The organism is Salmonella sp. NW177 (assembly GCF_051811585.1).
Classification (GTDB): Bacteria; Pseudomonadota; Gammaproteobacteria; order Enterobacterales; family Enterobacteriaceae; genus Salmonella; species Salmonella enterica.
Map to the genome: position 1 here is coordinate 277,011 of NZ_JAMMZV010000007.1, position 12,966 is coordinate 289,976.

Annotated in this window: 9 protein-coding genes; 8 read left to right on the forward strand and 1 reads right to left on the reverse strand. The window is 50.3% G+C overall.

The annotated features are described in order from the left end of the window. Positions 1-16: 16 nt before the first annotated feature. Complete coding sequence (locus NA986_RS19645; protein WP_000860681.1) at positions 17-460, reverse strand: winged helix-turn-helix domain-containing protein; 444 nt, start codon at positions 458-460, stop codon at positions 17-19. 380 nt (positions 461-840) lie between these two features. On the opposite strand from NA986_RS19645, the gene NA986_RS19650 reads away from it, so the two are divergent. From NA986_RS19650 to NA986_RS19685, 8 genes are all read left to right on the forward strand, one after another. Beyond that, a complete protein-coding gene (locus tag NA986_RS19650; protein ID WP_023216932.1) occupies positions 841-2,940 on the forward strand; it encodes a glycosyl hydrolase family 18 protein in 2,100 nt (699 codons plus the stop codon). Between the two features lie 92 nt (positions 2,941-3,032). Further along, entirely contained in the window at positions 3,033-6,029 is a 2,997-nt protein-coding gene (locus NA986_RS19655; RefSeq protein ID WP_023216933.1) for a hypothetical protein, read from the forward strand. A gap of 280 nt (positions 6,030-6,309) precedes the next feature. Further along, positions 6,310-7,014 carry a winged helix-turn-helix transcriptional regulator gene (locus NA986_RS19660; protein WP_000738619.1) on the forward strand — a complete coding sequence of 235 codons (705 nt, stop codon included), beginning with the start codon at positions 6,310-6,312 and terminating at the stop codon, positions 7,012-7,014. 429 nt (positions 7,015-7,443) lie between these two features. Further along, complete coding sequence (locus NA986_RS19665) at positions 7,444-7,986, forward strand: fimbrial protein BcfA (RefSeq protein WP_000743357.1); 543 nt, start codon at positions 7,444-7,446, stop codon at positions 7,984-7,986. Between the two features lie 100 nt (positions 7,987-8,086). Further along, positions 8,087-8,773 (forward strand): fimbrial biogenesis chaperone BcfB, encoded by a 687-nt coding sequence (gene bcfB, locus NA986_RS19670; protein WP_000742551.1) that lies wholly within the window; start codon positions 8,087-8,089, stop codon positions 8,771-8,773. Between the two features lie 4 nt (positions 8,774-8,777). After that, positions 8,778-11,399: a fimbrial usher BcfC gene (gene bcfC / locus NA986_RS19675; protein WP_023216934.1), complete on the forward strand. Its 2,622-nt coding sequence runs from the start codon at positions 8,778-8,780 to the stop codon at positions 11,397-11,399. Then, on the forward strand, positions 11,400-12,407 hold the full coding sequence (locus NA986_RS19680; RefSeq protein ID WP_000701238.1) for a fimbrial protein BcfD: 1,008 nt from the start codon (positions 11,400-11,402) through the stop codon (positions 12,405-12,407). Continuing rightward, positions 12,408-12,953: a fimbrial protein BcfE gene (locus NA986_RS19685; protein WP_001082038.1), complete on the forward strand. Its 546-nt coding sequence runs from the start codon at positions 12,408-12,410 to the stop codon at positions 12,951-12,953. The last annotated feature ends 13 nt before the right edge of the window (positions 12,954-12,966 follow it).

The window sequence follows — 12,966 nt, forward strand, 5'->3', positions numbered from 1 at the left end:
CTTCCCTTTCCTTCGCTTAGTGAATATGCAGATACATGAGAGAACCTAATGTTACTGAAAATACGGTCGTCAGGGCGGCGATGGTTTGCCGTACAATCTGTTTTTTTCTTCCCTTTGTTTCGCTATCCGTCGCGATAATGGCGATATCACTATTCACTTTGAGACCTTGCCTTGGAATGGTAATAAAAAGATCGTTAATACCAAGCGCTTTAAGGTCACGTCTGATTAAATAGAGAATCTGCGTTAGATTTGCATCATTAACATAGTGGCTTCGACTTCCCCATAACGCAGTGGTTATTTTTTGTCGCTCGATAATCTCCAGATGAGCATTCTCGATGATGAAACTGAGACATTTGGCTCTCATCGCAGTCATTTTAATAACCTGTGAATTTGAGACCGTCCTCAGTTCATATTTACCTTCATTGTAAATGCAGTTGCTATTAATGATATAAGTTTTCATAACGTCTTCCTTTAGAAATGTACATCCTGGTTGTCTGTGGTGACTATATTGTATGAGAAATGTCTTAATCCAATAAATGTCACTGGTTTTATTGTATTGTCATTGTCTATAGCGAGTGTAATCACATTATTTCATTGAAATTAAATGATATTTAATTACATGATAAATGATATTTACTATGCTCTCACCAGAACGGAGTAAGCGGGCGCTGAGAGGTGTTGTTTTCTCTTCGATAGACGGTGTTGTTAACCTCATTTTTATGATTTTTATATCATCTAAAAAGATGATGTTTTGTGATTAGCTATTTTTTATTCCTGTAACGATTATGGACCCCGCAGAACGAGCTGCGACAATTTTGAAACGTAAAAGGAAATTTGAAAATGGCTACAAGCAAACTGATTCAAGGCGATACAATTACTGAAACTACTCATGCAGCGAATGGTTTTGACCCTGCAACAAGCGATGATAAAATAAGCTATACTTCCGCTCGTGTTGCGAAACCGGTATACAATAAATATAAAAATTCCACGACTAAACCGAAGGTATTCGGTTATTACACCGACTGGTCACAGTATGACAGCCGTCTGCAAGGCAATATGTCCCAACCAGGCCGTGGTTATGATTTAACCAACGTTTCACCGACGGCTTATGACAAACTGATTTTCGGCTTTGTTGGCATCACCGGTTTCAGAAAAATTGATAAAGAAGACCGCGATGTCGTAGCAGAAGCGGCAGCACAGTGCGGCAAAGTGAAATATGAGCCGACCTTCCTCGATCCTTGGGGCGATTTCCAGTCTTATATCAACCTGGGTTTTGAAACCAGCGGCTGGGATGTTGATCCGAAAACCGTGACCCAGGCTAACGCCAAAGGTATGCTGGGCGCGCTGCGTGATATGCAGGCAAAAGCGAAAGCCGCAGGCCACACGCTGGCGCTCTCCATGAGTATCGGCGGCTGGAGCATGAGTAACGGGTTCCACGAAACCGCCGCTTCTGACTCTTCTCGTAAAACCTTCGCCAAAGGCGTGGTGAAACTGTTCAAACAGTTCCCGATGTTCAGCGAAGTGGATATTGACTGGGAATACCCGAACAATGAAGGGGCGGGCAACCCGTTTGGTCCGGAAGATGGCGCTAACTACGCGCTGCTGATTGCCGAACTGCGTAAACAGCTGGATTCTGCTGGTCTGAGCAATGTGAAGATCTCTATTGCCGCTTCTGCTGTCACTACTATTTTTGACTATGCGAAAGTAAAAGATCTGATGGCTGCTGGCCTGTATGGTATCAACCTGATGACCTATGACTTCTTCGGTACGCCGTGGGCGGAAACGCTGGGCCACCACACCAACCGCAAAGCGCTGGAAGAGGGCGGCTGGGCTGTCGAAACCATCGTTGATCACCTGCTGGCGGAAGGTTTCTCTGCTGACCGTATCAACATCGGTTATGCCGGCTATACCCGTAACGCTCGTCAGGTAGAAATTGAATCCCTGTCGCCGCTGAAAGGTTCTTACAACCCAGGTTCAGGCCCTACTACCGGTTCCTTCGAATCCGGCACCAGCGAATGGTATGACGTCATTTATAGCTACCTGGATCTGGAAAACCAGAAAGGCCGTAACGGTTTCAACGTTTACACCGACCAGGTCGCTGATGCTGACTACCTGTATAGCCCGGAATCCAAACTGTTTTTATCCCTGGATACGCCGCGTACTGTCAAAGCAAAAGGCGAATATGCAGCGAAACTGGGCCTGGGCGGCGTGTTTACCTGGACTATCGATCAGGACAACGGCGTGCTGGTTAACGCCGTGCGTGAAGGTCTGGGTTATGAAATCGAATCTGAAGTTATCGATATGGAACCGTTCTACTTTGAAGGTATCAATGTAGAAAAAGATGAAGAGCAGAGCGACAGCGACGACGCGCAGAAGGTCAACCACGCGCCGAAAGCGGCGATTGAACTGCTGGTCGTAGGCGGATCTACTGTACAACTGTCTGGCGCAGGTTCTTCTGATGAAGATAACGATGAGCTGTCCTTTAGCTGGGGCGTGCCTTCTCAAATCACTGTGGCAGACAAAACGGCTGAAATCATTGAGGTTGTGGTACCGGAAGTTAGCGAAAAAACAGCCTTCCAGTTCACCCTGTTTGTACGCGACTGCTACAACGAACCGTCCTCTCAGCAGCGCTTTGTTCTGACGGCTGTGCCTGCGCTATCTCAGGTTCAACCGGAACCGGAAGAGGAAGAAGAGATTATCGTTCCTGTACCGGACGAGGAGGAAGATACCACGCCGGCTGAGGATGATACGCCAGCAGATGACAAAACGTCACCTTACGCGCAGTGGGATGCTTCTACCGTTTATGGCGCAAACTGGGGTTCTTTCGAAATCGTTAGCTGGAAAGGCCATAACTATCAGGTGAAATGGTGGTCTATGGGCGACCAGCCTGACCTGAACTGCGGTGTCGGCGGTGCATGGACCGATCTTGGCGCTTACTAATACACGGCATTAAGCACGATGTATTGGGCTTCATGATTCAAGCCCCGGTTTACCGGGGCTTTTCTCCACCAGGGACAGAGGAAGAGCAGACCATGACCATTTCCATCCATGCCAGCGCATTTGACGTCAACAGCTGGTATCAAAAAATCACCTTAACCTTCATCAATGAGAGCGGTAATGCGGTCGATATGAACCATGCCGCAATATCATTCACGGCTTCCGGGCACATCGATCCATGGGGAAATAGCGGCGGTACGCTCAAAGGGAACCTGCCGCTTACGCTGAATGAGAGTTCGTATGGCACGCTGGAAACTAACAACATCATCATTAATAACAGCGATGCATTACTTCTTCAGCCGGGCGAACGCGGGACGCTCTCTTTCAGCCTCGCGGCGACGCAGGTGCCGGTAAAAATGTCCGCCATCACCTTGACGCTGGCGTCATCGTCATCCGAAGACGCAGAGTCTGAAACCCCATCCGATCAGGAGACGCCAGCGATACCCGCCGCAGACGAACAACCCGCCGAACCCGATGTGCCGGAAAAGGACAATGACCTTCAGGAACGCGGCCTTACGCTTAACGTTAGCGAGTTGAATGCCGCGAGTTGGTATCAACGCGTCACCTTTACGCTGACCAACCTCTACGCTCAGGCGGTAGATCTCAATCAGCTTCAACTGAATTTTACGGCCAGCGCGCACCCCGATCCCTACAGTCCGTTTCAGGGAACAATGCTGGGGAATCAGGCCGTGACGCTGGCCAGCGATGGGGGATGGCCCATCGAGAAGAATACCATCACCATTAATCATGACGGCGCGCTGATGCTGGCGGCGGGGGATACCGCCGAATTACAGTGCTATCTGGCCGCCACGCAGATGCCAGTTGCTATCAGCGATTTGAGCGCGACGTTGGCCCATGACCCTGCCCGTCAGGGAAAAATTTGTGTTCATTTTCCTGCCATGACGCAGACCGTGGCGCTCAAACCGGCGATTGAGCTGCTGTTTCCTGCCGGCGAAACCCGGCGCTTTGTCGGTGAGTGGGGAGAGGTTCTGACAATAGGCGATCTTAGCGCAGGAACGTATCGGCTTACCGTACCGGTACTGGCGAATGATGAGATGCAAATCGCGCCAGTCGAGTCCTCTTTTACCGTTACGCTGCAATCCGGCGATGCCGCCGCGCAGGTCCAGGTATCCTGTCTGCCGATTGTCCGTTATGCCAGCGCGCGTCTGATGATTGACGCCCCTGCGCTTGGTAATGCGAAATTGACCGTTGATATCGCCGATACTACGCAAGCGGATGAGCGTACCGTCACGCTGATCGCCAACCAACCTCAGTTAATCACCCGGCTACTGGCGGGGCACCATTATACGGTCAATCTGCAGACTGCGATGATTAATAACCGCTTTATATCGGCACCCATACAGCTTACGGGGTTTATCCCTGCTGCGGCGCAGATTGCCGAGGTTGCTGTCGCTTACCAACAGTCGGCGCTCGACACGGCGAGTTTCGTGACGGTGGATGCCACTCTACTGGGCCTGCCCGATGGCGTCGCGCCGCAGCGTTATCTGTTCAGCAGCGGTAAATATCAATACTCATTAATGCTGGAGAGCGGCAGCGATCGGCAGACGTTGGCATTACGCTTTGCGCCCGGGCTGTATGATGTTCAGACGGACGACATTTTCATCGACAGCGTGCCGTGGCGTTGTGAACAGGCCGGGCCGCTACGGTTGTTGCAAAAGGTCAACCATGTGGCGCTGGAGTTTCTGCCCGGCGTGACGCTACAGGTAAAAGGTTGGCCTGATTACCTTGCCCATGGCGGCGTGACGGTTAACGCGCCAGAGACGGTTTCTCTTTATCGCGATATACCGTTTAGCGCGTTGTTTAAATACGATGGTTTTGACGGCGGCGGCGATCCGGTTCCGGCCGCGGAGGTTGACGTGAACGGGGATGGTTTTCTGGATTACGCGACGTTACCGATCCATAAAACCGTTGCGCTGGTGCGCCAGATAGAAAAAGAAGCCGGGCGTAGCATCATGCCGGTAATGGTCATTTATACCGCGAATGCCAGCGGCGGTAGCGCGCTGGCGGATTTACAGGATGCGCAAAAGCTACGTAACCATTTTGGTAACTTTATTACCCAGTGTCTGGCGGCGCAGTCATACAAAGATGAGACGCATCCTGTCCCGGCCACCTTTGTGCTTAACCCGGATTTTCTCGGGGCGCTACAGCAAGAACCGTATGGCTATACCGTAGTACGGCAAAAAAACAGTGTGCCGGTGAATGCCCAACTGGCGGCAGCGATACAAGCCTTACCGGCGATGGCTGGCTTTATCGCGCCTTCGTTGCCGACGTTTAGCGACGATCTCTACGGCTATATTCAGGCGGTGAACTATCTTGTTCGTCAGTTTGCCCCGGATGTGGCTTTTGGCTGGCAGACGAATGTCTGGGCGACAGGAACGGCGGACTGGGTGCTGCGCGATACCGCTGATCCGGTAGCTGAAGGGCAGGCGATCGCCGGATTTATTCATGAACTGGGCGTTTATAGCGGAGAATATGCGCCAGACTTTATTGCGTTTGATAAATTTGAGCGTGACTGTTTCAGTCCTGATGCGCTTGCCCACTATGGCTGGAATGCGACATGCTGGCTTAATTACCTGGCGATGGTCAAACAGGTGACGAAAGTGCTGCTGACGCCCGCCATGCTGTGGCAAATCCCTGGCGGCCATATGCCTACAGTAGAAGAGGGCGTCAGTAAAATCAGCGCTGCGCACTTTGCATCCGGCGGAACCTTTTTTATGGGTGACGCCCGCATTGGCAGCGATCCTGACACGCTCTCTTTGCAGCTACTCAATACGGCCTTAAATAGCGCGACTTACGGCGTCCCGACCGTCGGCGACTTTTTACGTAAAGATAAAGGGTATGACTGGGGCCAGATGCAGGCGCTGAACCTACCGGACTTTAACGTCTTTTCGATCTTATGGGGCGGTGGTTCTACTATCAGTATTACGACAATCCATTCTAACGGTGAAGACGGCGGCTGGCTGGCGGATAAAATGGTAGAGTATTATGCTGCTCCACGCTATTTCAGATAATATCACTGCTTATTTGCATTAATCTGGACTATTAGTTTGAGATTCGAAGGCGCGTGCTTTCGAATCTCTTTTCTTGCGCCCCCTGACCTCTCATTCTTTATGCGTAATTCGTTATTAATTTTCTGTAATCATTTTGTATTAAGAATTGTCTTAATCTTAAAAATATTGCGTATTAGTGCCTTGTGAATACAGAAATACTGCATAGTGATGTTATTTATTATTAATTTAAGTACTTTTTGAGAAGTTATACTGTGGCGCTACATTGAGTAGACAACCGTTAATGAAAAAAATGATGAATGACGCTTTTGCTAAAGATAATAATGAGAATTCATTACACTCTTTTCTTTTTTCTCAGCAGGCTAAACCTCACGCAGCGATTGATGCCTTATTTTCGGCCTTGCTGCCATTTGGTCAACCGTTTACGCTGGGTATCGGCGATGAGTTTTATTTACAGGCAAACGATGAACACTACATTGTATTACTGGAGTCTGGAGTTGTTTCTTTCTGTCATAATGACAAACGACTCCATATATCTTCATCGTTTGCGCCATCGGTCGTGGGTATGGTTGACAGCTATGGCGCTACCTATAACGTCCCCGCGCGACCGGAACACTTTTTGCTCGCAGAAACGGTTTGTACCGGTAGATTTGTTCGCCTGCCGGATTTTATAAAAATCGCCGATGAATGCGATTTGTGGCACGACGTGGCCCGTTGTCTGGCTTACCGTCTGATGGTGATGAGCGCGCGCGATCGTGAATTAGTCGGCGTCGATTCTTATCTGAAAGTTCGGGCGCTGCTGACTGAAATATGGGCTTATCCACAGGCCTACCGGGAAAGCATTATTGTGTTGAATTTTATTCAACGGCGTACCGGGATATCGCGCAGTCGGACCATGAAGATTCTGTCTGAACTAAAAAAAGGCGGGTATATCCATATTGATAATGGGCGGCTGACGGCGCTCGGAAAACTGCCAGTGGCGTATTAATGTACTATACGCAACGATATATTTACATATCTCGACTGAATTTGCCTGATATCGTTAATAAAATGTTTTATTAAAATTTCTTATGAAGGTTATTTTTAAAAAGTCAATACGGCTAAAGGAGATAGGCCGAACGGCTGGTGTAAAGTTAATATAAAACAAAAAGTTATGTCTGGTCCTATAAAACCAAATGTCGATGATTGCAACTTGCCGTTGGCTTGCTAATAATTAATAACATCGTTATCTCATTATAACGTAAAGATTAACTCACGACGTTGAGTGGCTGTTTTATTGCCTCTGACATTTATATCAGAACAAGAAGACACTTTTTTTCGCATAAGAAAAAGTCGTGATATTGCTGTGAAGAAATATCAGCAGCCGTTTCGTTAAAAAATCTGATTACCCTCATTTTTATATTTAAAAGGAGCTTGAATGAAAAAGCCTGTACTAGCATTAATGGTCTCTGCAATTGCCTTTGGCGGAATGTTGTCCACCGCGCAAGCGGATACTACAACCGTCACTGGCGGTACGGTAAATTTTGTCGGACAGGTCGTTGACGCCGCCTGTTCTGTTTCCGCTGACTCTGTCGATCAGACCGTGACATTAGGCCAGGTTCGCGCCAGTAAATTAACCGAGGCCGGTATGGTGGCGAATCAAAAAGAAGATTTCACCATTAAACTGGAAGACTGCGATACTCAGACCAGCCAGAATGCGGCGGTGATTTTTAATGGCCAACAGGACGCAAACCAGCCGGGGTCGCTGGCGAATACCGCTGGGGCAGGTTCGGCGACGAATGTGGCATTACAACTTTATGGACCAGATGGCCAGGCGCTGAATATCGGTGAATCGTCCAGTACTGTTACCTTGAACGATGGCGAAAACGTTATTCCGCTTAGCGTGGATTATATCGCTACCGGTACGGCGACTGCCGGTAATGTTACCGCGACGGCGACATTTAGCATGGTTTATTCCTGATTCCTTATCGGGATTTTTTTCTCGTCTGTTGGGAGGCGAGAAAGGGGCGTTACGCGCGTCACTGCGCGTAACAAACCGACGGCATCAGGATATTACGCAGATGAAAAAAAACGTACCGATTTTCCTTCGATTATTGCTACTGCTGTCGGCGGCCGGCCTGTCGTTTGCCGCGCAGGCGGGAGGCATTGCGCTGGGCGCGACCAGGGTGATTTATCCGCAGGGAAGTAAGCAAACCTCCTTGCCGATTATTAATTCTTCTGCCAGCAATGTTTTTTTAATTCAGTCATGGGTCGCCAATGCCGATGGTTCACGCTCGACGGATTTTATCATTACGCCGCCTCTCTTTGTGATCCAGCCTAAAAAAGAAAATATATTACGTATTATGTATGTCGGGCCGTCATTACCGACCGATCGCGAAAGCGTATTTTATTTAAACAGTAAAGCGATACCCTCTGTCGATAAAAATAAATTGACCGGCAACTCCCTGCAAATTGCGACGCAAAGCGTGATTAAGCTATTTATTCGCCCGAAAAATCTGGCGGAGGCGCCAGCTCATGCCCCGTCGACGCTTCGCTGCCGTAACGAGCGCGGCCAGCTAACGATTACTAACCCTTCGCCGTACTACGTTTCGATGGTTGAACTGTACAGCGCGGGGAAAAAACTGCCGAATACTATGGTACCGCCGAAAGGCGCGATCACTCTCCCGGCGACGCCCGGCCAGGTATCTTTGCGCACGGTAAACGATTTTGGCGCAACGACGCCAGCACGCGTTTGTCCAGCTTCATGATGTTATGCGTAATCAGCTTTTCATGACGCGATATTACTCCAGCGTAGCTAAACCCGTATTAACCCCGCTGGCGTTGGCTATCGCACTGGCGCCTGCGCCGGGGTGGGCGGAAAACTATTTCAACCCGGCGTTTCTGTCTGACGACCCGTCTGCGGTGGCCGACTTATCGACCTTTTCCCGTAATGCCCAGGCGGCGGGGATGTATCGCGTTGACGTTTACCTGAACAATACGTTTCTCGCGACCAGAGACATTGCCTTCCAGGCGGTGAAAACGACGGGAAAAAGCGCGCCCACCGATGACAGCGGATTACGCGCCTGCCTGACGCCTGAAATGCTTAAAAATATGGGAGTAAACACCGGGGCGTTTCCACTGTTGGCGAAGGCGGCGGCGGGAAGTTGCCCGGATCTCGCCAGTGCGATACCGGCCGCCCGGACCCGCTTTGATTTTGCGCAGCAACGTCTCGACATTAGCATCCCGCAGGCGGCGATGGTTGCCAGCGCCAGAGGCTATATCCCACCGCAATACTGGGATGAAGGTATTAACGCGTTGCTATTGAATTACACCTTTACCGGCGCGAATAGTCAGGATCGGAGCCCAGGCGGCAGTGCGGAGAACAGCTATTTTCTTGGATTGAATAGCGGCCTTAATCTGGGGGCCTGGCGGTTACGCGACTACTCCACATGGAACGCGAATAGCGGCGATCAGAATAGCGACAGCGACTGGCAGCACATCAGTACTTATCTGGAACGTGATGTGGTCTTTTTGCAGGGAGAATTGACGGCAGGCGATAGTTATACCCCCTCCGCATTATTCGACAGCCTTCCTTTTCGCGGGCTACAACTGGCGTCTGACGACAATATGTTGCCAGACAGCATGAAGGGCTTCGCGCCGACCATTCACGGCATTGCCAGAAGCAACGCGCAAGTGACCATTCGGCAAAACGGCTACATCATCAATCAGCGCTATGTGCCGCCCGGGGCATTTACTATTAATGATCTCTATCCTACCGCCGCCAGCGGCGATTTGACTGTGGAAGTCAAAGAATCCGACGGTTCTATTAATCGCTATAACGTGCCCTATTCCGCCGTGCCGATTCTACAACGAGAAGGGCGGCTGAAGTATGCGGCGACGGTGGCGGAGTATCGTAGCGATAGTAGTCAAAAAGAGAAGGTGAAATTCAGTCAGGCGACCTTGATATGGGGGTTGCCGCATGGTTTTACGCTGTATGGCGGAACACAACTTTCCAGTCATTATCACGCGCTGGCGATCGGCAGCGGCGCAAATCTGGGCGACTGGGGCGCGGTGTCGCTGGATGTCACCCAGGCTACCAGTACGCTGGCGGATAATAACACCTACCAGGGGCAATCGCTGCGTTTCCTGTATGCCAAATCGCTTGCACAGTCAGGAACCAATTTACAGCTTATGGGTTATCGCTATTCAACCTCGGGCTTTTACACGCTGGATGATACCACGTGGAAACGGATGAGCGGCTATGACGATGACAGTCGGACTGACAGCGATAAAAGCAGGCCGGAATGGGCGGATTATTACAATCTTTATTATACCAGGAGGGGGAAAGTACAACTCGATATCAATCAACAGCTAGGCGGGTTGGGATCGCTTTTTATTACCGGCAGTCAGCAAAGTTACTGGCACACTGATGAAAAGGATTCTTTGTTGCAGGTGGGATACAGCGATACGCTGGCGGGTATTGCATGGAGCGTTTCTTACAACAATAACAAATCCGCAGGCGATGCGGAGCGCGATCAAATTTTCGCGCTGAATATCTCGGTGCCGCTAAGTCAATGGCTGCAACACGATGATGAGGTCACGCGCCATCACAATGTTTACGCTACCTTTAGCACCAGTACGGACAAACAGCATAACGTTACGCAGAATGCGGGCCTTAGCGGCACACTGTTGGACGAAAACAATCTTAGTTACAACATACAGCAAGGCTATCAGAATCACGGTATTGGCGAAAGCGGCGCCGCCAGCCTGGAATACGATGGGGCGAAAGGCAACGCCAATATTGGCTATAACGTTAGCGATAACGGCGATTACCAGCAGGTGAATTATGGCCTGAGCGGCGGCCTGGTGGCTCACGCGCATGGAGTGACGCTAAGCCAGCCGTTAGGCAATACCAATATTTTGATTGCCGCGCCGGGCGCAGCCAATGTCGGCGTTGTCGACCAGCCGGGTATTCATACGGACGCGCGTGGCTATGCGGTGGTGCCGTATGCGACGACATATCGCCAAAACCGTATGGCGCTGGACGTTAACGCCATGGCTGATGATGTCGATATTGATGACGCGGTGACTCGCGTTGTGCCGACCGAAGGCGCGCTGGTTCTGGCCCGCTTTAAAGCGCGGGTCGGCGCGCGTGCCCTGGTAACGCTGAATCATAACGGTAAGCCTGTACCCTTTGGCGCAACGGTGACGGTGAATGATCGCCATGCGGAGGCGATTGTTGGCGAGGCCGGGGAAGTCTATCTTTCCGGGTTGTCAGCGCAAGGCGTTCTGCACGTTCGCTGGGGGAACCTGCCGAATCAACAGTGTGTCGCGTCCTATCATCTCTCTTCCTCCCGTCAGATTCTGAGTCGACAACATGCGGAGTGTCATTAAATGAAAATACCTCTTTTATTTGCTCTGCTGGCGGGAAGTGTCGTATCGCAGTACGCATTCGCAGACGTGTGTAAAAACGTTAACGGCGTGCCTTCCAGTATTAATTACGATTTAACGACCACTCTGACGGCAGAACAAAACCAGGTGGGAAAGACGGTTCAACTGGAAAAAAGCCAGGAAGTTAATGTACAGGCGGTGTGTCCCGCCGGCGCGGCGACCTATAGCCAGACTTATCGCTCCTATGTGTCGCCATATCCGGTCGTAGAAACGAGCGGTAACTGGAAATATTTAAAGCTGGACCCGGACTACCTTGAAGGCGGAATGCGAATTGAGGATTCTTCGGCGGGCGATATCTATCCGCCAATGAACAATGTCCTGATGGGATATGATGAAAATGTGAAAGCGGGTCAACCGTTTTACGTTCGTGACTCAAATCTGGAGTTTCAGCTCAAAATTGTTAAACCGTTCGTCGGCACGGTGAATATTAGTCCTAAGACTATGTTCAATGTTTATGTCATGACCGCCGCAGGCGATCCGCTGACAGATGTCGTATATAGCATTCTTTATAGTGGAACGGTGACCGTACCGCAAAGCTGCGAAATCAACGCCGGACAAACGATTCTGGTGAATTTCGGCGCATTATACAGCGGCAATTTCAACCATGCAGGCCAAAAGCCGGAGGGGGTACGAGCGAAAAAATTCAGCGTACCGGTAAAGTGCAGCGGTCTGGATTCGCAGGTCAATTTAACGATGCGTCTTATCGCTACGCCGGATAGCCACGTTCCCCAGGCTATCGCTTCGGATAATGCGGATGTCGGCGTAGTGGTCGAAACCGATGAAGGAAACGCGCTTATCCCCAATGATGCACAGAGCGTCGCGCCTTTTATCACCGATAGCGCCGGACGCGCTAACATCACATTGCAAGCCTACCCGGTAAGTACAACAGGCGAAACGCCAGCGGAAGGGGCGTTTACCGCACTGGCCAGCCTGCGAGTGGACTTTGACTAAATGAACAGATCACACTGCGCTCTTTTTGCCATGGGACTAATGCTGTGTCCACAAATCAATGCCAGCGCTGACGACCTCGCTTATAACCTCGAATTTACCGGCACTATTGTGGCGCAAACCTGCGACATAGATATTTCCAGTCTCAGTCAAAGTATTGATTTAGGACAGTTTGCGGTTGGCGACTTTCCTTCGACAGGAACAACGACAAAATTTAAGCCCTTTAATATCAACCTCAAAAATTGTTCCCGAGGAATTGCCGGGGCGAAGATCTGGTTTACCGGCGAACCCGATCCGGACAATCCCGCGCTACTGGCGATAACCGATACCGGAATGGGAAGCGGAAACATGTTAGCAAGCGGGGTTGGGGTGGAAATTCTGAATGATGATCAGGATACCATCAGTATCAATAATGCCGACTCGGTGGTCTATCCGTTGAAAGCCGGACGCAACACGCTGTCTTTTTATATTCGCTATAAATCGACCCGGCCGACGGTCACGTCCGGGAACGCGACGGCGGTCATGTATTTCGATATGCAGTATGAATGAGGAGCCATCGTAA